This window comes from Peribacillus phoenicis (assembly GCF_047238085.1).
Taxonomy (GTDB): domain Bacteria; phylum Bacillota; class Bacilli; order Bacillales; family DSM-1321; genus Peribacillus.
Map to the genome: position 1 here is coordinate 3,981,827 of NZ_JBDFMF010000001.1, position 24,501 is coordinate 4,006,327.

At 41.7% G+C, this 24,501-nt stretch carries 25 protein-coding genes; 5 read left to right on the top strand and 20 right to left on the bottom strand.

The window, feature by feature from the left end:
* Window positions 1-5: 5 nt before the first annotated feature.
* From ABC374_RS19500 to ABC374_RS19535, 8 genes are all read right to left on the bottom strand, one after another.
* Complete coding sequence (locus tag ABC374_RS19500; RefSeq protein WP_350299951.1) at window positions 6-668, bottom strand: 3-oxoacid CoA-transferase subunit B; 663 nt, start codon at window positions 666-668, stop codon at window positions 6-8.
* A complete protein-coding gene (locus ABC374_RS19505; protein ID WP_413019479.1) occupies window positions 653-1,351 on the bottom strand; it encodes a CoA transferase subunit A in 699 nt (232 codons plus the stop codon). Before ABC374_RS19505 ends, ABC374_RS19500 begins: the two co-directional genes overlap by 16 nt.
* Before the next feature lie 10 nt (window positions 1,352-1,361).
* Window positions 1,362-2,729, bottom strand: a complete 1,368-nt coding sequence (locus tag ABC374_RS19510; protein ID WP_413019480.1) for an aspartate aminotransferase family protein — start codon at window positions 2,727-2,729, stop codon at window positions 1,362-1,364.
* 75 nt (window positions 2,730-2,804) lie between these two features.
* Entirely contained in the window at window positions 2,805-3,035 is a 231-nt protein-coding gene (locus ABC374_RS19515) for a ferredoxin (protein WP_061464616.1), read from the bottom strand.
* A 13-nt stretch (window positions 3,036-3,048) separates the two neighbouring features.
* Entirely contained in the window at window positions 3,049-3,912 is an 864-nt protein-coding gene (gene ablB / locus ABC374_RS19520) for a putative beta-lysine N-acetyltransferase (protein WP_413019481.1), read from the bottom strand.
* 65 nt (window positions 3,913-3,977) lie between these two features.
* Window positions 3,978-4,244: a YokU family protein gene (locus ABC374_RS19525; protein WP_063232442.1), complete on the bottom strand. Its 267-nt coding sequence runs from the start codon at window positions 4,242-4,244 to the stop codon at window positions 3,978-3,980.
* A gap of 2 nt (window positions 4,245-4,246) precedes the next feature.
* Complete coding sequence (gene kamA, locus ABC374_RS19530; RefSeq protein ID WP_413020401.1) at window positions 4,247-5,689, bottom strand: lysine 2,3-aminomutase; 1,443 nt, start codon at window positions 5,687-5,689, stop codon at window positions 4,247-4,249.
* A 509-nt stretch (window positions 5,690-6,198) separates the two neighbouring features.
* The gene (locus ABC374_RS19535) at window positions 6,199-7,680 is read right to left on the bottom strand and encodes a sigma-54 interaction domain-containing protein (RefSeq protein ID WP_413019482.1); all 1,482 of its coding nucleotides are present in this window, start codon (window positions 7,678-7,680) and stop codon (window positions 6,199-6,201) included.
* Between the two features lie 162 nt (window positions 7,681-7,842).
* Between ABC374_RS19535 and ABC374_RS19540 the strand changes: the two genes are divergently transcribed.
* A complete protein-coding gene (locus ABC374_RS19540) occupies window positions 7,843-8,349 on the top strand; it encodes a GNAT family N-acetyltransferase (protein WP_413019483.1) in 507 nt (168 codons plus the stop codon).
* 382 nt (window positions 8,350-8,731) lie between these two features.
* Here the strand turns inward: ABC374_RS19540 and ABC374_RS19545 are convergent, their stop codons facing one another.
* Entirely contained in the window at window positions 8,732-9,721 is a 990-nt protein-coding gene (locus tag ABC374_RS19545) for a LacI family DNA-binding transcriptional regulator (RefSeq protein ID WP_413019484.1), read from the bottom strand.
* A gap of 131 nt (window positions 9,722-9,852) precedes the next feature.
* On the opposite strand from ABC374_RS19545, the gene ABC374_RS19550 reads away from it, so the two are divergent.
* Window positions 9,853-10,701, top strand: coding sequence for an HAD-IIB family hydrolase (locus tag ABC374_RS19550; protein WP_413019485.1), 849 nt, complete (start codon window positions 9,853-9,855; stop codon window positions 10,699-10,701).
* A gap of 78 nt (window positions 10,702-10,779) precedes the next feature.
* On the opposite strand, the gene ABC374_RS19555 is transcribed toward ABC374_RS19550, so the two are convergent.
* From ABC374_RS19555 to ABC374_RS19585, 7 genes are all read right to left on the bottom strand, one after another.
* Window positions 10,780-11,697 (bottom strand): peptidoglycan-binding protein, encoded by a 918-nt coding sequence (locus ABC374_RS19555; protein ID WP_413019486.1) that lies wholly within the window; start codon window positions 11,695-11,697, stop codon window positions 10,780-10,782.
* 426 nt (window positions 11,698-12,123) lie between these two features.
* The gene (locus ABC374_RS19560) at window positions 12,124-12,771 is read right to left on the bottom strand and encodes a 3-oxoacid CoA-transferase subunit B (protein ID WP_350299960.1); all 648 of its coding nucleotides are present in this window, start codon (window positions 12,769-12,771) and stop codon (window positions 12,124-12,126) included.
* Window positions 12,772-12,787: 16 nt separating this feature from the next.
* On the bottom strand, window positions 12,788-13,483 hold the full coding sequence (locus ABC374_RS19565) for a CoA transferase subunit A (RefSeq protein ID WP_413019487.1): 696 nt from the start codon (window positions 13,481-13,483) through the stop codon (window positions 12,788-12,790).
* A 32-nt stretch (window positions 13,484-13,515) separates the two neighbouring features.
* Window positions 13,516-14,901 carry a GntP family permease gene (locus tag ABC374_RS19570; protein ID WP_241589224.1) on the bottom strand — a complete coding sequence of 462 codons (1,386 nt, stop codon included), beginning with the start codon at window positions 14,899-14,901 and terminating at the stop codon, window positions 13,516-13,518.
* Window positions 14,902-15,418: 517 nt separating this feature from the next.
* On the bottom strand, window positions 15,419-17,089 hold the full coding sequence (locus ABC374_RS19575) for a sigma-54 interaction domain-containing protein (protein WP_413019488.1): 1,671 nt from the start codon (window positions 17,087-17,089) through the stop codon (window positions 15,419-15,421).
* Window positions 17,090-17,153: 64 nt separating this feature from the next.
* Window positions 17,154-18,329 (bottom strand): acetyl-CoA C-acetyltransferase, encoded by a 1,176-nt coding sequence (locus tag ABC374_RS19580; protein ID WP_413019489.1) that lies wholly within the window; start codon window positions 18,327-18,329, stop codon window positions 17,154-17,156.
* Entirely contained in the window at window positions 18,326-19,273 is a 948-nt protein-coding gene (locus ABC374_RS19585; RefSeq protein WP_350299964.1) for a 3-hydroxyacyl-CoA dehydrogenase family protein, read from the bottom strand. The genes ABC374_RS19580 and ABC374_RS19585 overlap by 4 nt, the downstream gene beginning before the upstream one ends.
* Window positions 19,274-19,529: 256 nt before the next feature.
* Between ABC374_RS19585 and ABC374_RS19590 the strand changes: the two genes are divergently transcribed.
* Window positions 19,530-20,306 (top strand): 3-hydroxybutyrate dehydrogenase, encoded by a 777-nt coding sequence (locus ABC374_RS19590; protein ID WP_034309729.1) that lies wholly within the window; start codon window positions 19,530-19,532, stop codon window positions 20,304-20,306.
* A 296-nt stretch (window positions 20,307-20,602) separates the two neighbouring features.
* Window positions 20,603-21,445, top strand: a complete 843-nt coding sequence (gene mleCBF / locus ABC374_RS19595) for a CBF family alpha/beta fold macrolide esterase (RefSeq protein WP_413019490.1) — start codon at window positions 20,603-20,605, stop codon at window positions 21,443-21,445.
* A gap of 59 nt (window positions 21,446-21,504) precedes the next feature.
* On the opposite strand, the gene ABC374_RS19600 is transcribed toward mleCBF, so the two are convergent.
* Window positions 21,505-21,687 (bottom strand): YjcZ family sporulation protein, encoded by a 183-nt coding sequence (locus ABC374_RS19600; RefSeq protein WP_350299966.1) that lies wholly within the window; start codon window positions 21,685-21,687, stop codon window positions 21,505-21,507.
* 300 nt (window positions 21,688-21,987) lie between these two features.
* Between ABC374_RS19600 and ABC374_RS19605 the strand changes: the two genes are divergently transcribed.
* The gene (locus ABC374_RS19605) at window positions 21,988-22,527 is read left to right on the top strand and encodes a hypothetical protein (RefSeq protein ID WP_413019491.1); all 540 of its coding nucleotides are present in this window, start codon (window positions 21,988-21,990) and stop codon (window positions 22,525-22,527) included.
* A gap of 51 nt (window positions 22,528-22,578) precedes the next feature.
* On the opposite strand, the gene ABC374_RS19610 is transcribed toward ABC374_RS19605, so the two are convergent.
* From ABC374_RS19610 to ABC374_RS19620, 3 genes are all read right to left on the bottom strand, one after another.
* A complete protein-coding gene (locus ABC374_RS19610) occupies window positions 22,579-22,758 on the bottom strand; it encodes a DUF4083 domain-containing protein (protein ID WP_413019492.1) in 180 nt (59 codons plus the stop codon).
* A gap of 143 nt (window positions 22,759-22,901) precedes the next feature.
* The gene (locus ABC374_RS19615; protein ID WP_350299969.1) at window positions 22,902-23,351 is read right to left on the bottom strand and encodes a hypothetical protein; all 450 of its coding nucleotides are present in this window, start codon (window positions 23,349-23,351) and stop codon (window positions 22,902-22,904) included.
* A gap of 734 nt (window positions 23,352-24,085) precedes the next feature.
* Window positions 24,086-24,472: an SRPBCC family protein gene (locus ABC374_RS19620; RefSeq protein ID WP_413019493.1), complete on the bottom strand. Its 387-nt coding sequence runs from the start codon at window positions 24,470-24,472 to the stop codon at window positions 24,086-24,088.
* Window positions 24,473-24,501: the final 29 nt, after the last annotated feature.

Consider the following 24,501-nt stretch of genomic DNA (forward strand, 5'->3'; position numbering starts at 1 on the left):
CTTACCTATTCAATGGTGTTGACGGCAGCATGGATTTTCAACGTTGCCTCCGTATTCCTTAGCACATCATCCACGGTAAATGGCGCCATGACTTCCTTGAGCACCAATCCCTCTGATGTAACTTCCATGACAGCCATATCCGTAATGATTAAATTCACACTCTGCCTGGCCGTCAATGGTAGCGTACATGTCTTCAATATCTTCGATTCACCCTGCTTATTCACGTGATTCATCAGGACGATCACCTTTTTGGCTTTCTGGGCAAGTTCCATTGCCCCGCCCATCCCCGGCACCCGCTTCCCTGGGACAATCCAATTCGCCAAATCCCCTTTTTCACTCACTTCCAGGGCTCCAAGGATGGTGATGTCGATGTATCCTTTCCTGATCATTCCAAATGCTGTTGCACTATCAAAATATGAGGCTCCCATTACAGTTGTGATCGGGAAACCACCCGCGTTACAGAGGGCAGGATCTTCCTTTCCCGGATCCGGACTTGGACCGGTACCGAGAACTCCGTTTTCCGCATGGAACAGCACAGAGATATCTTGAGGTATATGGTCCGCCACCAAGGTAGGGATGCCGATGCCTAAATTGACGATCAATCCGTCATGGATTTCCTTGGCGGCGCGTTTCGCGATGCGATTTCGTACATCTACTGCCATGCCCATTTCCAATTCACCCCTTTTGTCGGAATCACCATATCTACATAAATGCCTGGTGTGGCAATACATTCCGGATCCAATTCGCCTGCAGGAACGATTTCCTCCACTTCCGCAATCGTGAAGGCCCCTGCCATCGCTACCAGCGGATTGAAATTACATGCAGTCTTGTCGTACACTAAATTCCCAAGTGAGTCGGCCTTTTTGGCATGGACGATGCTGACCTCAGCCATCAAAGCGGTTTCCACCAAATATTCTTTTCCTTCTATCACAATCTTGTCCTTGCCTTCTTCGGCTATCGTACCAATCCCGACATCGACAAAAATCCCGCCTAAGCCTACACCGCCGGCACGAATCCGTTCGGCTAATGTACCCTGCGGTGAAAATTCGACTTGCAGCTTTCCTTCAGTCATGAGCTTGCCGGCATTAGGATTGGATCCGATATGCGAGGCAATCACTTTCTTTGCCCTTTCAGCAGTCACAAGCCGGCCAATGCCGATATCAGGGAATCCAGTATCATTGCCAATCAAGGTCAATTCCTTAACGCCCTTGTCAAGGATACCCTGTACAAGCGTCGGAGGAGTCCCCACTCCTCCAAATCCGCCATACATGAGTGTGCATCCATCGGAAATATGCTCCAGCGCTTCTTCCATGGTCACAATTTTGTTTTTCTTCGTAATGACCTGCTTCATATCGTTCCTCCTAAATAGCCTGCATGTTCTCAATCAAACCTTCCGCGTGCAATTCTTGCTGCAATTCTTCGAGGGAAGCTTCCAGTATCTTGACGAGGCGATCGATTTCTTCATTCGTAATGATTAATGGCGGAGATATGATAACCGCATCACCAGCGATTCCTTCAATCGCACCTGCAGCAGGATAGATTATCAACCCCTTCGCAAAAGCCTTATTGACAAGCCTTGGAGTCAGGCCGATTTGCAAGTCGAATGGCGTTTTTGATACCCGATCTGAGACAAACTCAAGTCCAAGGAGAAGCCCTTTCCCTCTTACATCACCGATGATGTCGAATTTCTCGGCCAAGCCTTGAAGCTTCTTAAACAGATATTGGCCTTTCTCTTCCGCTGCGCGAACCAGGTCATTGCGCTCAATGTAGGAAAGCACTTCCAATGAAACGGCTGCAGATAGAGGGTTTGCACTATATGTGTGTCCAGCCATGATAGATTTTGAGCCTTTTAAAATGGGCTCCATGACACGGTCAGTAATCATCGTGGCTGCGATTGGAGTATACCCGGCGCTCATTCCTTTACCCAATGCGATGATATCCGGGGTGACTCCCCAGTGTTCCATTGCGAACATTTTTCCTGTCCGGCCGATTCCCGTCATTACCTCATCGGCGATAAAAAGAATGTCATAGGTTTCGCAGATTTCCTTAATCCTCTGATAGTAGCCATCCGGCGGTGTTACAGCACCAGCGGATGCCCCGATTATCGGTTCTGCGATGAAGGCTGCGACATTTTCGGAGCCGACCCTTTGAATCGCTGTCTCCAGTTCGTCTGCACACTTAAGCTTGCATCCTGAAGTTTCGTTATTATGAGGACAGCGATAACAGTAGGGAGCAGATATGCTAGGAAAATCCTCCAATAGCGGCACAAAACGTTTTCTTCTTGGTACATGGCCTGACATCGATAAAGCGCCCATCGTAATCCCGTGATAACTCGTCCACCTGGAGATTATGCGATTTTTTCGCTCAAACCCTTTTTCTTGCCAATGTTGAATTGCGATCTTCATTGCCGTTTCAGTCGCTTCCGATCCACTATTCACAAAAAATGACCAATTCAAATCCCCTGGAGCCAGCTCACTTAGCTTTTTGGCCAATGCCTCTGCGGCTCCGCTCGTAAAATGAGACCTATATGCAAAAGAAACCTTGCGGGCCTGCTCCGTCATGGCCTCGACAATATCCAAAACACCATGTCCAATACTTGCCGTGACCGCACCTGATGAGCCGTCTATATACTGTTTTCCATCTGTATCATAAAGATAAATTCCATTCCCATGAGAGATAGTGGGATAGTCATGATCTAAAGTAGGCTTAATTAAATAATTGCGTGTCATGTCATCTCTCCTTTTAACGTTCGTACCCACTGTGCAATATCTATTAATCAATTAAGTTCTTAAAAGGAACCGATCCTACCAACTAAAAGGCTCATCCTGAATCAGGATGGATTCTGTAGGGCAGCCTTCCATAGCATCTTGCATGTCATCATGCAGGATTTCAGGAACCTCGGCAATCCCTTGATTATCGTCCAAGATGACGAAAGCGATCCCTTGATCGTCATAGTCATAAATCTCAGGACCTGTTGAACCGCATGCCCCGCACGCAATACAAGTTTCTTTATCAACCCATGTGTATTTAGCCATAAAAACAATCCTCCTACTTGAGGGATAAATCTTTACCCCAAATATTCATGTCCTCATACTTATCCCAAATATTGCAATTCTTCGTTAATCTGCCACCATATTCATATCCCAGCTGATGAAAGACGGCGTTCATGCCCATTGACAATGAACGCGCTAATGAATAAGAGCAATAAATGTTTTTCCTGAACAATTCTTGTTCCAAGGCGGAGATGAGCACCTTCATGAAACCATGCTTCCGATGTTGGGGAATTGTTGCACAGTCCGTTAATTCAGCATTGTGATATATCTCATTCACTTCAGCGGATGCAGCACTCACAATGGTTCCTTCATATTCGATAACACTAAAGATCGTACCTTCCTCCATCACTTTCTTGATATATCGCTCATCATTCATCGGTGTAGGATAGGTTTCAAAGATGGCACCATATAAATACGCCAGCTCTTTTGCATCTTCAACCGTAGCAAACCGGAGGATATAATCCTTAGGTATTTGCTGAGATTCAATCAGTCTAGGAATCTGACTGACATCTTGGATTACTTTATCTTCCTTGACCCAAAAGTCGCTTGTTCGTCTTTCATCCGTTAAATAGAAGGCCATGCAATAGGCATCATTCCCTTTGAAATACTTGCTCAATATTCCTTCCAGCATGAATCCCTGACTCAATGCAGCGGATAAATCTTCATTCCTCGCTTTAAGTATCACTTTAGTAAAGCCCTGCTCCTTTGCGATGGCAAGGGCCCGATCGATCGCTTTGTTGATATTTCCCCGATAATCATCCATGCGTAAGCGCTGATTGGCATGATCATGATAGAGCTCCATCGTATAACAATCCCCAGTCTCCATTTGGGTGAAAAAAGGCAGCTTTTGAACAGGCATTATGTACCCCCCTTATTTAAAGAATTCGGGAGAAGAGATGCATATCATCCGCTTCTCCCGACATTCTATTTCCAATTGAATAATTTTTTGACAGGTGCCTGAAGAAGCTGATCATACGTAAACTCATCAGGATATTCACTCACATCATATATGGATAAGGCTTCATCCACCTTTTGATTCATCGAATCAGATACATAGATTCCACATTCAGGGCAGTTCAGGGCTGGAACTTGAAGGACTTTTATTGAGCGTTTCCCGTCAGGCATGATCCAGTAACAGTCCTTCTTTTCACTTTCTTCTACGTTTGGGGCATTGCACCATAAGCAGTCCATCTTCATTCCTCCTTGCCATCAGATTTCACCGAGCCACTGGCGGCCATGGCGTTCTTTTTTTCTTGGGCTAACCTTAATTTTTCCTTCATTTCATCCCGTTTATCACGGCGATCCTTCAAGGAAGCATGTTCATCAGTGTTTTCATAAGCTTTTCTCTTGTCAAGACGACGAAGGCCCTCCGGCACCAAGTTGAATTTCTCGTCCGTCATGAGAGCGGAAATCCCGACGGCTTCTTTCCTATCCGCAGTACCATACACTTCATCAAAGTAAGCATCCGCACTGCCGGCAACATAATTCTTCGGCTCCGGATAGCTTGTGATTACTCCTTCAAAGTTCCGTAAAACGACTTTATCCGGACTTTGCGAAAGAAGGTAATTCGGAGTCAAGGCAATCTTTCCGCCACCGCCAGGAGCATCCACCACAAAGGTTGGCACTGCATATCCTGATGTATGGCCGCGCAGCGCTTCAATGATTTCCAATCCTTTTGAAACCGGCGCCCGGAAATGGCCAATCCCTTCAGATAGATCACATTGATAAATGTAATAAGGTCTTACCCTTGCTTTAACACAGTCATGCATAAGCTTTTTCATAATATGGACACTATCGTTGATACCAGCCAGGATGACTGCCTGATTACCAAGCGGCACCCCTGCCATCGACAGCATATCACATGCTTTTTTCGCTTCATCCGTCAGTTCAAGTGAATGATTGAAATGCGTATTCAACCAAACCGGATGGTATTTTTTCAGAATATTACATAAATTTTCTGTAATCCTCTGCGGGAAAACGACCGGTGCACGTGTGCCGATCCGAATGATTTCCACATGCGGGATGGCACGTAAGTTACTCAATACGTATTCAAGGATCTTATCATTGATCAACAGACCGTCTCCTCCAGAGATCAGCACGTCCCTCACTTCCGGAGTGTTCCGGATATATTCAATCGCCCCGTCAAGCTGCTTCTTGGGAACACCCATGCCAACCTGACCTGAAAAACGGCGTCGCGTACAATATCTGCAGTACATGGAGCATTGGTTCGTTACAAGGAACAGAACGCGATCCGGATAACGATGCGTCAATCCTGGAACTGGGGAATCCTCATCCTCATGCAGCGGATCCTCCAAATCATATCTAGTCTTGTTCATTTCTGCCGAAAGCGGTACCGACTGTAAACGAATCGGACAGCGAGGATCATCGGGATTCATCAAAGAAGCATAATAAGGTGTAATGTTCAATGGAATCGTTTGAGTCGAAATCCGGACTCCTTCTTCTTCATCCGGTGTCAGGTTGACGACCTTTTTCAGATCATCCAGTGTTTTAATCGTATTGGTCAACTGCCAGATCCAATCATTCCACTGCTCTTCCGTTACGTCCTTCCACAATTCGATATCATTATAATGCCTGCGTCCACCTAGGTATTCTTTATGTTTTACATCAATTCCCATCAAATTCATTAATAATGCCCCCTTATTATAAGAACTTATCTATATACTCTCGCAAGAATGATGCCAACATTGATTACAAGGAAAACATAAGAAAAAGGGGGCAAACCGAGCTTGAAATCGCAAGATATTTTTCATAACGCATAATTTTTTGCAGCCAGATTCTTTGCGCCAGTCAATAAAAAAGAAGGCTCTCTTTACACAAGAGCCCTCCAGTTTGTAGACAAAAGGAATTCTATTCAAATTTTTAAACATAGTTGATTGGAACGAAAGGTGCGAGACTCCTGCGGGAATAGCGAGTCCAAGGGAGACCCCTCAGGCGCAAGTGCGCCGAGGAGGCTCCCGGACCGCCCGCGGAAAGCGAGTGCTCTACGTTCCAATCAACGTCCAAATTTGTACAAGCTAAAAAAATGTAGACAAACTCGATTTTCATCGGGTTTGTCTACATTCTGAAGGTTTCTTTACATTACATCATGATATGACAGTGACAGCGTTTCCAAAAAAACCTGAATTCACTTGGATGCCTTCGACCCTGCCGTATAAACTTTTTCAATGCCGTACTTGTTTAACTTATATTGCAGTCCCTGCCTTTTAATATTGAGGGCTTCTGCCGTTTTGCTGATATTCCCGTTATATTTCTCAAACATGTTGATGATCATTTCCCTTTCCATTTCTTCAAGAACAACAGGTAAATCAATCCTGTTTTTCAATGGGGTAGGATTGCTCTGCGCATTTGCTGTTGCGTAATTTCCTGAAGGGAAAAGATAGGCAGGAAGATGATGTTCATCAATCATATCTTCCCCTGCGTCCATGACGTTAAAAGTTAACTCGATGGCATGTCCCAGTTCACGAATGTTCCCTGGCCATGGATATTGAAGAAGACGCTGCATCGCCTTATGACTGATCCCGCGCACTTCCGTAAAAAATGATTTGTTGAATTTTTGAATAAAGTGATTGACGATTTCCGGAATATCCGTTTTACGCTCCGAAAGAGAAGGCATCTGGATCGTCACGACATTGAGGCGAAAGAATAAATCCGAACGAATGATTCCCCGCTCCAACGCCTCTTCTGGAGAAATGTTCATCGCAGCAATGATCTTCACATTAATCTTTTGCTCCTTCGAACCTCCAACACGGCGCACCTCACCTTCCTGAAGCACTCGCAGCAATTTGGCCTGCAGGCCGAGGTCGAGGCTATTCAGCTCATCAAGGAAAAGGGTACCGCCATTTGCCTGTTCAAAAATGCCCATGCGATCCATCGCTCCGGTAAAAGCCCCTTTTGTCGTACCGAACAGCAGCCCCTCCATCAATTCCTTGGGAACAGCGGCACAGTTTTGCGCTATGAATGGCTGATTTCGCTGAGCACTTACATTATGTATACTTTGAGCGACAAGTTCCTTCCCTGTTCCTGTTGGTCCATATATCATGACTGGGGAATGTGTACGGGCCGCTTTTTTCGCCAAGGAAATCGCTTGCTGAAAAGCAGGGCTATTACCGATCAAATCACTAAAATGATAGGTCGCCGTCCCTTCAGAGAACTTATTTTTCCTATGGGTCTCGGCCAGCTGGGAACGCAAATCGACAATTTGGTCATACATATTCATGACCTTCGTAATATCCTTTGCGATTTCCACTGCCCCAATAATTTCACCATCCTCATACAAAGGATAAGTACTATTGATGGACGTTATCTTTTTCTCCTTTAAGTTGACATATGTTTGAATGGACTCAATCGTTTCATTGCCTTTTTCCAATGCTACATGCAGCGTACTGGATTCATCAGTCAAGGAAGGATAAAGCTGAAAAATATTCTCCCCCAGCACTTGTTCACGCTCAAGCCCGTCAATATGTGCCATCATTTCATTGTAAAAAACCGTATCCCCATCTTTATTCACAATATGGACACCCACATTGATCACATTCAATATCCATTCAAATTGAGTGGAAAACTGATTTACTGAAGATTTCATTTCTTCATCTCCGTTCTCTGTCATTTGATAGAATCACCTGTAAATTATAGCATTTAATGGGAAACATTCATCTCTTTATTCTTATTAAAATCAAACTTCAACACAAAGGCAATAGAATAATAAGGTCAAATAAAGGAATCTCGCATTAAGCCAAGAAGATTATAAGAGAAAATATAAAATTTAGGGGTGAGTGGGATTTCGGAAACTAGATTAGAAATTAAACCGTGGGAAGAAAAAGACCTTGAATTACTATTTCAACTAAATGCCCCAGAAATGATGGAACACCTTGGCGGACCAGAAAGTAATGAACAAATCCTGAAGCGTCATCAACGGTATCTACAGATAGGAGATAAGGGATGCATGTTTAGCATCAACCCGTTTCCAGAGGCAAAGGCAGCCGGTTCCGTTGGCTACTGGCAAAAAGTGTGGAACGATCAAAATGTGTACGAAATCGGTTGGAGTGTCCTCCCTTCCTTCCAAGGAAAAGGAATCGCATCTCATGCCGTGAAGGCACTGATAGAGAAAATCAAAGCTGAACGAAAATACAAATATATTCACGCTTTCCCTTCGATCAATAATCATGCATCAAACGCAATCTGCCGCAAGCTCGGATTCACTCTCAACTCCGAATGTGAATTCGAATACCCGCCAGGGAGCTTTATGCAATGCAATGATTGGTGCCTGGAACTTTGAATGAATTCTTTAAGTGAAAAGCGGATTTGTGTATAGGGAGGATTTTTCCGGTGGAAGTCGAATTATGCCGGGTTTAGGTGAATTATTTCCCGGGAAAGTCGAATTATTCCCGGGTAGGTCGGATTATCTTGAAGTATGTCGAATTATTTCCGCGTGGGTCGAATTATTCCCTGGGTAGGTCGGATTATTCCCTGGGTAGGTCGGATTATTCGGAGGTAGGTCGGATTTTCCCGGGAAAGTTGAATTATTCCCGGGGTAGGACGGATTACCTCCCATCCGCTAACATTCATATACTTCTGAACCCCCTTCTTTTAGAATTTCTTCAGTGTCTGCCTAAAAGGATAATGAACCTGAATTTTAAGTTTTTATATCTTTATGAATGTTAGGTTGATTCTCTGATTTTAAGTTTGGTAGGCAATTTAATAACGTCGCGCTTTAATTTCAAATCACTACTTAAATATTTAATCAATTCCATTACAGTGCGTTGTCCTAATTCCATAATTGGTATATCGATTGTGGTTATGGTGGGGGTTGTGACTTGGCAAATAGATTGATTATCATACCCAACTATAGCTAGGTATTCCGGTATTTTATAGCCCAACATAGTTGCCTTTTTAATTATTCCTGCTGCGACTTGATCATTTCCAGTAAATAAGGCAGTAGGTTTTTCTTTTAATTTTACTATTTCATCACAAATACGAAATCCATCTTCAATATTAAATCCATGTCCAAATATCCAGTCTTCATTATTTAGTAAATTATTATCTGCTAGAGCTTTGAAAAACCCCTCTTTTCTTTGATTCTGAGCCTGACTATAAGAAGTATCGTAGCAAAAACCTATCTTCCTATGGCCTTTTTTTATTAAATGATTAACAGCTTTGTATGTCGCTTCGAATTCGTCATAACCAATAATTGGTACAGAGGCGGAATCATGGTATTCATTACACAGTAAAATTGGGCCATATTTCAAATAAGGCTTTATTACATTCCATTCATTTTCTAACGCTCCTAAAATAACCCCATCTACTTCTCTATTCTTTAATTTTTCCAAAACATCTAATTCATTTTTCGAATCATAAAAGGTTTGAAAAATAAGAACTTTATAATCATTTTCCAATGCTGCTAGAGATACTCCTTTAACCAATTGGGCAAAGAATGGATGATCGAATCTTGGGACTGATATTGCAATGGCTTTGGTTTTATTTGTCCTAAAATTCCGGGCAAGAGAACTTGGTGCATAATCAAGCTCTTCAATGACCTTTAAGATTTGTTCCCTTTTTTCTTTTGATACATATGGATGATTGTTTAAGACTCTAGATACCGTTGTTTTAGAGACATTACATATCTTGGCTATCTCGCTAATTCTCGTCATTTAATCCCATCCTTGTAATAAGTGGTTGACATGTTATCGATTTCAGAAGTTATTATTAAACCGTTCCTAATATATTAACAAAATATTTCTGAGTTGTATTTTTAAAATTTTTAGCTTATGGAGGGATTGTTATGTTATTGAATAAAAAGGGCGGGTTTCAGTTATTGCCAAATGTTGAAGACCCAAAATACATTGTATTCTGTGATTTTGATGAAACCTATTATCCTCACTCCATGAGTCACGAGAGACAGAAAGATTTATATGAACTTGAAAATTACTTAGAAGCAAAAAGTAATGATGAAGAACTTGTCTTTGGCTGGGTCACTGGGAGTAGTATCGAATCAATATTACATAAAATGGAACATGGTGGATTCAGATTTTTCCCACATTTTATTGCAAGTGACTTAGGTACCGAAATTACCTATTTCTCAGAAAATAACTTTTTGGAAAAGGATCCAAATTGGCATTCACAGATTAATATCGAAGAATTTAATAAACGGAAAGTCGATGAAATTTATAATGTTCTACTCAACGGCAATATACCATTGATTCCTCAGACTCAAATGGGAAGTTCACGCTATAAAAGAAATTATTATTATCAAATACAACATGAATCTGTCGACAAGAAGAACTTATCCACTATCCAGAAGGTGGCCAAAGAGTACGGGATAGGGGTAAATATCAATCGTTGTAATCCCCTTGCCGGCGATCCTGAAGATAGTTATGATATAGACTTTATTCCATTAGGTACTGGTAAAAATGAGATTGTACGATTTATGCTAGACAAATTCGGGCTGAGTCGGGAGCATGCCTTTGCTTTCGGGGATAGCGGAAATGATTTGCTCATGTTAAAAAGTGTTAAACATGGTTACCTTGTAGGGAATGCAACTCAAGAAGCCAAGGAAGCTCATACTAAAATAGCAACAGGTACGTACTCTAAAGGGATATTAAGAACTTTACAATCCATAATTAACATTTGAAAGTATTAGTAATGAAAAAAGGTAGTTGGTGCACTCTTGCCACAGCTTTAACTTTCTGCTGACAGTATGGATTCTCTATCAAGCTAACAAATCATTCCATGTTTCTTTACCTGCAAGCTTATCAGCGGATATCCTGCTTGCTCTTTGGTATTTGAATAGTGCCGTCTCGGTATTTTTTCCGAATTCTCCATCAAGGGGCCCAGGGTTATATCCTTTCATATAGAGCGCTGCTTGCAGGATCCATGTGATATTGCAGCTAGCGCCTTTTTTTATGGTGACGATCGCATTCTTGGTTTTAGGTCCCCATTTCCCATCGACAACAAGCTTTTTATTGAATTGCTTATTCAATTCCGTTTGTAAACCTTTTATAAGGGCCGATCGAGTTTTGGGGCCATAAAACCCATCACCCTCAATAGCTTTTTTATATCGGCCATTTAACGTTTTTTGGATCGAAATTATAAGACGATCTCCTTTGTTGGTCTTCGGTATATCCGTTCTTTCTAATTTAAAGGCAAGGTGCGGTTTCTTTCCTGCTTGTAACTGAGTATAAGATAACCCGCTTGTCATCTCCAAATGGGGATAATCTTTGAATGAGCTCCAATCCCCGCCCCATTTGAATCCTAAATCCTTACCTATGGCAGCCACGCGCTGCCACTTTGAATTAACTGTCCATATTGCTCTCCTGCCATCATCACTCACAATGAAGAAATCAATAGCCAGTCCATAATTATGATAGGATTGCCCTGGCTTAGCATTCGTCACAATGGGTTTAGCTAGATTACTATAGTTTTTTCCATTGTAGCTGTAAACTCGTCCTTGACCATAAAGCGCGGCTTGTTCTTCCAAAGAGCGATAACCTTCACTTATCTGCACAGTGATCCCTTCATTATAAGCACGTTCCACCATTTCCAATGCTGATGCCTTCACAACAGGATTCATCCCTTTGCCCATCTTTTTCACTGATCGATCCAATAATGTCCGTAATGCTATTTTCACTGTAATCCCTCCTCTTATGTTCCCATCAAACTGTATATAAGCCTTTTTAACGGAAAAGTAGCAGAGTTGGAAAAGTTTGTTCTCATTTATTAGAGAATAGAAGTAATATGTTATTTATTTAACAAACGTTCCAGTTGAATTCTGAAATCCATTAAAGGTTACAGTAAAAAACATGGAGGATAACTTTGTCTTAAACATGGTTCGGGATGAGACTAGCCTACAGTTTTTTCTTATAAAAGTTCCAGCTGATTTCAGAAATCCGCTCCCTTTCCGCCGACTGCCTGCCAAGTATTGATGACTGAGGTGAAAAAGCCTGTCGTTCTTCAATATAGATAGGGAATTTCCCAAAAAAATTAGACTGCTTCCTTTCGCCCGTTTGCGAATGAAAGCAGTCTAATAATGTATTATTTTATTATTCTCTTTAACTTACGCTTTAATTTCAATAGAGGGGCTTATCGTAAAGTCAGCCTCTGTTTTACTTTTCACTTCATCAAGTGTTACGCCATTTTGCAATTCAATCAATTCCATGCCAGCGTCTGTAAATTGAAAAACAGCCAGTTCGGTAATCAGGCAATGTACGACTTTTTCTCCCGTCAATGGCAATGTACAGCTTTTTTTCACTTTGGACTCCCCATGCTTGTTCACATGGTCCATGATGACAACAATACGTTTTGCGCCTTGGACGAGGTCCATCGCTCCTCCCATTCCTTTTACCATCTTCCCTGGAATCATCCAGTTTGCCAAGTCCCCATTTTCGGAAACTTCCATCCCGCCTAAAATGGCTAGATCGATGTGGCCGCCGCGAATCATAGCGAACGATTCAGCGCTATCAAAAAATGATGCCCCCGCTTTTGCCGTTACTGTTTCTTTTCCTGCATTGATCAAATCCGGATCGACTTCATCCTTTTGAGGATAAGGCCCGATTCCCAGTAAGCCATTTTCCGATTGAAGCATGACATTAAAGTCATTCGGAATCATGTTGGCAATCAAGGTTGGCATTCCAATCCCTAAATTTACACACATACCATCGTGGATTTCTTTAACGGCCCGTTCTAAGATTAGTTGTCTAGTCATTCGATACTCCTCCTTTTTATGCGTTAGCAGTTGTAAGTCTTTCAATTCGTTTATCATAGTCATTTCCTACAAGCACTTTTTGTACATAAACCCCTGAAGTATGAATTTCATCCGGATCGAGCTCCCCTGTGCCCACGAGCTCCTCCACTTCGACAAGCGTGACTTTCCCTGCTGTGGCAACGACAGGGTTAAAATTCCTTGCCGTTTTCCGATATACAAGATTACCGAAATGATCTGCTTTCCAGGCTTTTACAAAGGCAAAATCTCCGACTATTCCTTTTTCCATAATGTATGTGCGGCCATCAAACTCTTTATGTTCTTTACCTTTTGCGACTTCCGTCCCTACTCCTGTAGCTGTATAAAAGGCAGGAATTCCCGCTCCGCCCGCTCTTAAACGCTCGGCCAGCGTTCCTTGGGGAACAAGCTCGACCTCAAGCTCGCCGCTTAAAAATTGCTGTTCAAATAACTTATTTTCCCCTACATAAGAAGCGATCATTTTTTTGATTTGTTTGTTTTCAAGCAAAAGACCTAGACCCCAATCGTCGACTCCACAATTATTGCTGACAATCGTCAAATCCTTTACACCTTTGTTACGCAAAGCAATGATTAGTTTTTCTGGAATTCCGCTTAATCCGAACCCGCCAACGATAATGGTTGCTCCATCCTCAATTTGTTGAATAGCGCTATCAAAAGATGTTAATATTTTACTCATTTTCCATCATCTCCATTCTATATACTATTCTATTAAATAAACAGTGAAGTTGCAAAAGCTATGATGAACACGGTCACTGTTTTCAAAATCGTAATCGCAAAGATATCTTTGTAAGATTGACGATGTGTCAGTCCAGTAATGGCAAGTAAGGTAATGACGGCACCATTATGCGGCAGCGTATCCATTCCGCCAGATGCCATGGATGCAATTCGATGAAGCATTTCCGGGGTGATTCCGACACTTTGGGCTACCTGCAAATAGTGACCTCCCATTACTTCTAACGCAATCGAAAGTCCACCAGATGCAGATCCGGTAATCCCTGCCAGCACATTGACGGCAATAGCTTCTGATACGAGCGGATTACCGCTTGCATTGAACACCCAGTTTTGAATGACCGAGAATCCAGGTAGCGTTTTCACAACATTCCCAAAACCAACTTCAGAAGCGGTATTGAATATAGCAAGCAATGAACCCATTGCCGCAGCTGTTAATCCACTTGCCAATTTGACCTTGATACGTCCAACATTCAGAAGCATCGCTGCAATAATACCGATTGTCAGTGCCACAATCAAAGACCAGGATGATGTGACTGTGCTTACATCGGCAATGTTGAAAGTTTCCTTCAACATTGACGCATCATACCAGTGCTTAACCGAAATGGCACTGCGGCTGAAAGCAAAATTAAATGCTACAACAAGGATGAGCGGTACGATGGACAGCCAAAAGTTAGGCAGGTTTTGCTGTTCTGCACTTTCTGGTTCATTAATATGTCCTTCCCCGTATCCTTCACCATTTGCCAACGCTTGTTTACGACGACGCTCTAACCAGATCATTCCTCCAGTAAATACCATGATCGCGCCAATAATCCCCATTATTGGAGCTGCATACGTATCTGTTCCGAAATAATTCGTTGGAATGATATTTTGAATCTGAGGTGTTCCAGGAAGGGCATCCATCGTATAAGTGAAAGCGCCTAATGCTATCGTTCCCGGCAATAATCTCTTTGGAATGTCTGCTTCTTTAAAAATTGCCGCTGCGAATGGATAAACGGCGAATGCCACTACAAACAATGAAACCCCGCCATATGTCAGTGCCGAACACGCCAGCACTACAGCAAGAATGGCCTGCTTTGAGCCTAGTGATTTTACGATGGTCTTGGCGATGGATGCAGCTGCACCGCTCATCTCCATGACTTTTCCAAATACGGCCCCTAATAAAAATATCGGAAAAAACGCTTTTATATAGTTAGCCGCAAACGTCATATATGTCTCTGTATAACTCGGCAGCAAATGTCCACCGGATAAGATGACCGCCAGTAAAGTAACAACCGGCGCTATGATAATGACCGGATAGCCCCGGTAGGCTAAAAAGATTAAAAGTCCCAGCGCCACAACAATGGCTAAAATTTGAATCACCAACTCAATTCCCCCTTTTCTCCCCTTGCCCCAAAATTATTTCGGCAGCATTTAAATAGAACTATTAAGCTCCTAAATTCCACATTTTTAATCTTTCCGCTTTTACCATACAAGCCTGCCTTCCCCAAGTCAGGCTGAATGATCTTCCAATTTTTGAGAACGCTTTCAACAATTTGCTGAATTACGAAATCCCTTTTCAATTTACGTGAAAAAACAATATAAAATGACAGATAGGCCATTCACTAAAGTAATTATGCAATTATTGTGCCAACTTTAATACAATGAAAAATCTCATCTTTTAAAGCCTTTTCCAACAGTTTATTTCCCTTTTAAAAGCTAAAGTCCCTTAAAACTGTTAAGTTTTCAGTACACCTAAGTATAAGCTTTGAAAAAGTGTAAGAATTTTCTTACAACATTTAATTTTCCTTTCGTTTTATGTACGGATTTCCTAACACACTCTCTTAAGAGGAGGTTAAAAAGTATAAAAAAGTGCCCTTGGGCTAAAGGGCACTTTCTGCAGTCATAAACCATATTTATTCATTTTTTCATACAGTGTTGTTCGACTCACTCCGAGTCTCTTTGCCGTTTCTGATTTATTACCTGAGGTCATTTCCAAACATGAAACGATTGCAGCCCGTTCCGTTTCATCCATTACTTCAGCTAAGGTGCGGATCGAGACTGATTCTTTATGACCCGTTATTTCTTTAGGGAGATGCTTGGAACGTATCATTTCCCCTTCTTCAACAATATTCATTGCGCGTTCAATGATATTCTCCAACTCACGAATATTCCCCGGCCATTTATAAAGACGAAGCAGCCGTAATGCTTGATCACTCATTCCCATTACGCGTTTTTTCATGAGGTTTTGATACTTTTCAACAAAATGATTTCCCAGTATTTCAATGTCCTCCGGTCGCTCCCTTAAGGAAGGAACCTGGATTTGCAAGACCTTCAACCGGTAATACATATCAAGCCGGAATTCCCCTTTCGAGACCATTTCCTCCAAATTACGGTTCGTTGCAGCGATTACCCGTACATCAATCGGAATACTTCCCGTCGAACCTACTCTCTCAATCTCCTTTTCTTGTAAAACACGGAGCAGCTTCACCTGCATATGCAGTGGCAGCTCACCGATTTCATCGAGAAAAATCGTTCCGCCTTCAGCCGCTTCGAACTTACCTGCTTTCCCGCCTTTTTTTGCCCCAGTGAAAGAACCCTCTTCATAACCAAAAAGCTCTGACTCCAGCAGCTCTGCCGGGATGGCGGCACAGTTCACTTTTACAAACACGCCCATGGCCCGTCTGCTATCATTATGAATGGCATGGGCAAACAGCTCCTTACCTGTTCCGCTTTCGCCCAAAATCAACACATTCGAGTCGCTTTTAGCTGCAATTTTGGCTTGACCTTTCACTTCCATGAAAGCAGGACTTCTTCCCATCAAATGATCAAACGTATATGAGGCCTTATTTCTCTCGCGAAAATCGCCTTTGTACTTTTTCAGCTCTACTTCAAGTGAATTTATACGCTTGGAAAGAGCGGTAAATTGCCCGACATTCTTAAAAAGGATCTTTCCGACCGCTCCTATTAATTTATCTTGTTTCCGTATCGGGGAGCGGGTCGCAATTATATAATTATCTTTAATTTTTTGTAATTCAGCGACCTCTTGCTTGCCAGTTTTAGCGACCACATGCATACGGGTGTTTTCAATGACCTCCGTTACATGTTTCCCTATGGAGCTTTCCTGATCGACCCCAAGAAAATCCGCATAAGCGTGGCTCAGCATTTGGACATACCCTTCCGTATCGACCATCACCAAGCCGTCATAGGCAAACTCGATAATATCCTTAAACAGAAGTTCTTCATGATTATCGACATTAAGAAAATCACTTTTATTATTTGTAAACAATAGGAGATAAATCTGATACTCCTCATCACCCATTTGAATGATGGCTTTTCTGACAATCCCATTATTATCATTCAAACGGATCGGAGTATTTACAGTTGGTACAAGGTTTTTTTCTAAAATCAAATTTATTTGCATCTCAAATTGATTCTCAGCAAAAGCCTCTGATAATACGCGATTGCTTAGAACGATTTCTTTTTCGTTTTTCGTCACCAAAACACCAAAAGGCAATTCTTCCAATATCGCTTTCACTAATTCCAATTGAATAGTTTTATTATCGCTCGCCATTCCTATTCTCCTTAACCCGTCTGAAGTTTCCTCCATTATATCATAGGAAAATGAGGCCAAGTCATTACCGTTCCACAATCAGCGCAGTTCCTTGTCCGCCGCCGATACATAAGGTGGCAAGGCCCGTTTTTGCATCCCGGCGCTTCATTTCATACAATAAAGTCACTAAGATGCGGGCACCGGAAGCGCCTACCGGATGACCAAGGGCAATTGCCCCGCCATTCACATTCACTTTCTCCGGCTTCAATTCAAGGTCCTTAAGCACGGCGAGTGACTGTGCCGCAAAGGCTTCATTCACTTCCATCAAATCAATATCATCTATTGTCAATCCCGCTTTTGCCAAAGCTTTCCTTGTCGCAGGAACTGGACCGTATCCCATGATTTTCGGATCAAGCGCGGCGTTTGCATATGACTTGATTGTCGCTAATGCTTCCAGGCCCAGCTCGTCCGCTTTTTCTTTAGACATCAGGACTAACATCGCACCCCCATCATTGATTCCGGATGCATTACCTGCCGTAACCGTTCCATTTTCCTTAAATGCAGGACGCAGCTTCGTTAGCTGGTCTATCGTCAGCCCATGACGCGGGTGTTCATCTTGGTCCACCAAGATCGTCTTTCCTCTGCGTTTATATTCAACAGGTGCAATTTCCTCTGCAAATCGTCCTTCAAGCTGCGCTTTTTCAGCCATTCTTTGGCTATCTAAAGCAAATTCATCCTGCTTTTCACGGCTGATTCCCCACTGTTCGGCGATATTCTCCGCAGTCACGCCCATATGATATTGATTAAAAACATCCGTTAAGGCGTCATAAGTCATTGAATCAACTGCTTCGGCATTGCCCATTTTCTGTCCAAAACGATAATTTGGAAGTAAATACGGGGCATTGCTCATGCTTTCAATCCCCCCGGCAAGAATCACATCAGCATCACCTAGGGCAATGAATTGCGCTCCCATTATGACCGTACGGAGGCCAGATCCGCAAAGTTTATTAATCGCCATGGCCGGCGTTGTTTCCGGAATCCCTGCATGAATCGCAACCTGACGTGCCACATTTTGCCCTAATCCAGCAGAGAGAATATTTCCAACCAATACCTCATCGATCATGTCAGCCGAGATATTTGCCCGCTTAATCGCTTCCTTAGCGGCCACGACTCCCAAGTCAACCGCCGAAACATTGGCAAGACTGCCTCCAAACGCACCAACTGGTGTTCTTGCTGCCCCTACAATCACTACTTCTCTCATAATATTTCCTCCTTCTCCATTTTTAATTTTCCCAGTTTAATAAAATTACGGTCCCTCTCATTGATTTTCTGAGAAACGGTAGATTCTTCATACGTAAAAATGCCTTCTCCCGACTTGGTCCCAAGCTTTCCCTCAGCCACCAAATCACGAATCAAATCAGGGGCTTCCTTACTCTGATCCAATACCGGTGAAACATTATCGAAAACACGCTGCCATGTATCAAGTCCGCCAAAATCAGCAATCTCGATCGGTCCGGTAAATGCCCAGCGAAAACCTGGTCCAGCCGTTATCGCCGTATCGATATCCTCAGCATCGGCGATGTCCTCTTTTAATAGATAAAAGGCTTCCCGCATCAAGGCAGTCTGGAGACGGTTGGCAATGAATCCTGCTATTTCTTTTTTCAAGAGAATCGGAGACTTGCCGATATTACGCATCAAATCCATTGTAGTCTTGACGATTTCCGGCTTCGTTTCGTCATGCTGAACAACTTCAACCAATGGAACCAAATGGCCAGGATTAAAGAAATGCGTGATGACCATTCGGTCCGCAAACGATGCCTTCTCCATCAATTGAGAAATCGGAAAGGTCGATGTATTTGAAGCAACAATGGCATCCGGCTTGATTATTTCCTCCATTTGCTTATATAGATTCAACTTCAGCTCGATGACTTCCGGAATGGCCTCTATGATAAAATCAGCATCCCTTACTGCCCCTTCCAAATCCACGCTATATGTAATACGGGCTAAAGCGACTTGCTTTTCCTGATCAGTCAAAACCCCTTCCTCAATGAGCAATGATAGATTCTCAGAAATCCGATTTTGGGCACGGTGTAGCAACTCTTCCTTTATATCGTTAATGGTGACGAAATACCCGCTAACTGCAAAAGACTGAGCGATTCCACTTCCCATTACACCTGAACCGATAATGGCTATTTTTTTAATCATCCAGCTTCCCCTTTCCGTTTTAATTACCTTTATTTACTCACCTTTTTATATATGCAATATCCATGCCAACGATAGGGGGAAATAAAATTCTTTTGTTATCAAGAAAATCATGATAGACTCTTACTCATTAACCTAAATCTTATTTTTAATAACCTTCCCTTTATATTTCCAATGGAGTTTACTCTGTGGAATATTCCCTGTTTACGAATAAAATGACAGAACTGGACCATTACATTTTTTATTGGAGGAATGTAATATGGTTAAAGATAAAGTGGCGATAATTACCGGATCTGCTAGAGGAATCGGCTTTGAGATCGGAAAGATATTTGCTGAAAATGGCGCAAAGGTCGTTTTGTCCGACCTTGATCAAAACACAGTTGAAAAAGCTGCTCTAGACCTAAGGAACAACGGCTTGGAGGTTATCGGCTTAAAAGCTGACGTAACAAGTGAAGAGGATATCATCCAACTAATCAAACAAGCTAAAGACAAATATGGACGAATAGATATTTTCATCAATAACGCCGGCCTTCAGCATGTGGCACCAATTGAAGAGTTTCCAACTGAAAAATTCGAACTGATGATCAAAATCATGCTGACCGCGCCATTCATTTCAATTAAGAACGTTTTGCCAATCATGAAAGAACAAGGCTTCGGCAGAATCATCAACATCTCTTCCATTAACGGTCTGATTGGATTCGCCAACAAAGCAGCGTACAATAGTGCCAAACACGGTGTAATCGGATTGACGAAAGTCGCCGCCTTGGAAAGCGCCTCTTTTGGCATAACCGTCAATGCCCTTTGCCCAGGATACGTAGACACGCCTCTTGTCCGCGGTCAATTGGAGGACCTGGCGAAAACAAGACAAGTACCACTGGAAAGCGTTTTGGAAGAGGTCATCTATCCACTTGTCCCACAAAACCGCTTACTCGATGTAAGTGAAATTGCCGACTACGCTATTTTCCTCGCAAGCGACAAAGCACGGGGCATCACAGGCCAGGCAGTCGTGTTAGATGGCGGATATACAGCTCAATAAAATGCATCTTAAAAACCCCGAATAAAGGACACCAAAAAAGGTGCTCTGTATTCGGGGCTTTCTGTCTTTCATGGAAATGTGGGAAAATTTGGTGGCGCAAAAAAATCCCCCATGTTACAGTAATATTGGGATACCTCCCATTTTACAAATATTAAAAGGAGGCCTCGTCATGATTATTAAGTGGGTTAGACTGCGATAATTAAAAGCGCAGGCCAATCATCATGCTCCGGAAAGTATATATTGATCTGCGCCATCGTAACGGCTATTGGATAATATTTAATACGGAGGTAAAAAACATGAGTGAACAGATACTGAAAATAAATAAAGTGGATATATGTACAGAAAGTTTTGGAAACCATAAGGACCCTGCCGTGCTTTTGATCATGGGAGCGATGTCTTCATTAGACTGGTGGGATGATGACTTCTGTATCCGCCTCGCTGATTCGGGGAGGTTTGTCATTCGGTACGATCATCGGGATCTGGGACGGTCTACCGTTTATGAACCCGGTACCTCCAACTATACAATAACGGATTTGGCTGACGATGCCGCGGGTGTCCTGGACGCTTATTCCATTGAGCGTGCTTCTATCGTTGGAATGTCCCTAGGCGGTATGATCGGACAGATTCTTGCCTTAAGATATCCGGAACGCGTAAATACGCTTACGCTAATTGCATCAAGCGTGTTCGGGACTGTAATGGAAAAACTTCCTCCAATGGATCAGAGCATATTGGATCATCATGCAAAGAGCGCTTCCATAGATTGGTCAAATCGGGAAACGGTCATCGCTTTTCTTGCGGATGGATGGAAAACTTTAGCCGGCTCCAAACCTTATGAGCAGGAAAGAATGTATAAACTGGCAAAAAGAGAAGCGGACCGTGCCAAACAGCTACCGAGCAGATTCAATCATGACATGCTTGCTGGGGGAAACGAATATTACGATCGAATGGGTGAGATTTCCGTACCTGTCCTCATCATTCACGGTACAGAAGATCCAGCCTTGCCATACGAGCACGGGCTTGCTCTTGCGAAAGCCATCCCTCAAGCTGAATTAGTGACTCTTGATGGATCAGGGCATGAGATTCATAGTAAAGACTGGGATATGATTATCGAATCAGTCATAAAGCTTACTTCGCGATAATTAATAAGTTTGCATAAAGGAAGCCGACCAATAAAGGTCGGCTTTTCTTTATACATTTGTTAGCAGAAACCGCCATATCCTTGAACGGGATAACAGCCATCGTTACCTCTATCGCCGCCGAAGCAAGCAGCTCCAACGATGATTAAAAGGATAAACAAAACGACTATAAAAGCGAAACCGCCACCAAATCCACCAACATCGTTACCACAACCGCAATTTGATTCATGACCACAATTTGACAATAGAAACATCTCCTTATTTGTTTTAGGAGGAAAAAATTAAATGGGTTAATTCAACTTATGTTCTAATTAGGATAATGACACAAAAATCATCGAAAACTTTTTCAACCATCCTTAAGTGATCCGAAATAAAACAGTTTAACAGCGTATTTTACTGTTTGGAGATTTCATGCAGCTTCGCCTGACACAGCGCAGAACTGCCGGACACCTTATTTACTCATTGAAATTTTTATTGTTTGTGACATCTAATTCCTACTAACTTCAGCTTCTTGTACAATGAAGTTAAAAAGGTCCGTGGTATTTATGATAAAAGAAAATTCTTATATTCTTGTTTTCTCCATGCTTGTTCTGTTGACAATAGTACTTGTTTCAACTACACCAATCATAATTAAAACTTTACTGCCTTTAATAACGATTGCGTTTTTATTTCCTGTGATTAGAAAGCTTCTGTTTAAAGAACATTTCAGAAAAATTAAAGTGGCATTCTACTCATCATTGACCTTTACAATCGGTTTATTTCTAGTCTCGGTTTTTGAAGAACCACCCTTTAAATTAGATGGAGATTTCTTTCAGATTATTCTTATTGTGCTTTTTTATAGTTTAATGGGAAATTTCTTTTATGGCTTACCAGTCTCACTAATTGCTGAATTTATTTCAATGAAATTTTTCAATATTCGTTTCTGGTTATCTGGAGCAATACATATTGGTTTTGGATTGGCTACATACTTTATTGACCCAGGAGGTTTCTTTATCTTTGCGGTTATTTGCTCCATAATCTTTTTTGCACTAGATGAAATCACTAAAGTATATTCGACTTCTTATTGGACTAACCTGCGCCGCTAGAGTGGCCATAAACTGTGTAGGAACAAAAAAAAAGAAAAGGATAAAAAGAAATTAATCTCTTTTATCCTTTTCAAGCAGTTCAATTACTCTATCAATTTTTTGTTCTATTTTATTGGTTTGTTTTGACCTTGTAAGAAGAGAACGAACAAAAAAGTAAACAGCAAAAATCATCCCAATCAACAAAGCAAACATAATAAGTTGATATACCATATCACCGATATTGTAACTCAAACACTTCACCCCTTTCTTTTGTATACTTGCATAACTTATAGACTAAACATCTTGAACTATCCTCCGCCGCTAGTTGCAGTAGAAAAAGGCCGCCAACCAAACTCTATTATTAAAGTAAAGCACAGTTCATTAAGGATTAAATTCTAAAAGGTAATTTCCCAAAACTCACGATCTTCAATAACTAGGTCATAAGGATCTTTGATGTCCATCCAGCGAATGTTTCGTCTCTTAGAAAGTGCAGAGTCCTCTTTACCACTCAAACAAGTAAAATACTCTACTACCCCACTAGCATTCAGGGCTTCATCTAAATATGAATATAATATTGTTAAACATTTTACTTCTTCCGCTGTTCCTTTAAATTCAGGCCCTAAAGGGATGTGACTGGAATAAGCTGCTACTTGGTGATTGAACGAAAAGTGTGGACTATATGAAAATTTTTGTTTCAATTTGCTATCGTAATTATGTTCAAAATATAAATCTGTGAACTCCAATTCATTTTTAAAGACATTAGGTTGATCTGGAGACAAGGGGTTTGAGCCGAACGAACCTTTTGGCAATCTCATTGGTGAAGCTAGATAAATGTACTGAGTCATAAGTTTCTCCTTTCTGTACCTTCATATGATCTGACACAAATTATTCGTATAGTTTTTTAGATATCACTTTTAGTTCTTTATATATTTGCGTAAGTGATATTAGAATATGTATAGGCAATCCAACTGCAAGTCCCACCAATGGAGAATAAGGTCCAGCGAAAGTAAAGAGCGATACAAGTGTAATAGTTACATATATAGAGATAATTATTGCGGTAAAATAAAATTCTCCTTTTTTGGATAATTAAAGCATAGGTCTCTTGCAAAGTTCGAAAACACTACGGCTAGCTAGCTAACCTGCCCCTTTAGTCTTCAAGAAAATCAACAATACTTTTTATTAAAACTGATTTTTCAAAAAAAGTAATAAATTTACACTTTTACACTGGAACATTTGTTCTACATGTGTTATTCTTATAAAAACAAATAAAAAGATCAAATCGCAGCCAAACGATTTGATCCGTAATTATAAATAAAGGCCGGTTGTATCCGCGGGCCTAACACGGTTGTACCGCTGAGCCGAGCCATTTGCTAACGTTCAGGGTGCCGGTGATAAAAACAGCTACGAACTTCAGCTAAAGCACCCATTAGTTCTATAACTACTTTTTTATAACCAATAGTGTTTTCTCATGTAGTTCAATGTCACAGATGTCATAATTATTAAGTGTGATAATTTGGTCAAATCCAACATTTCTTGCTTCTACCAGCTTTCTTGATGAACTGACCTGCCACTATTGAACCTAGTGCATATTCTCGGCAATCTTTTTCAGTGCCTTTGCACGAGAAACGATAAATTCTCTCATATACTTCTCTAAAAACACCTTATCAGCTAAAACTCCAATCGGACCGAACGGTGACTTATTTTGAAATTTATCTATAATTATAGTCCCGCCCTGCTCTTCTATAAACTGATGTGTATGTACGAAGGAATGGAAGGCTCCCTTCACCATGATATCCACAAACTTATTTGGTTTTTCCATTAATTTCACTTTGGCTTTCAGCCTTTGTATAATACCAAAGTGAATGGCTTTCCAAGTAACAGTATCTCCCTCCTCTAATAGCCCTTCTGTCACACCATCAGCAGCAATTTCCTTTGTTTTCGCTGTCGTTTTGGTATGGATATCCACGCTCCACTTAATGTCAAAACATAATTCAA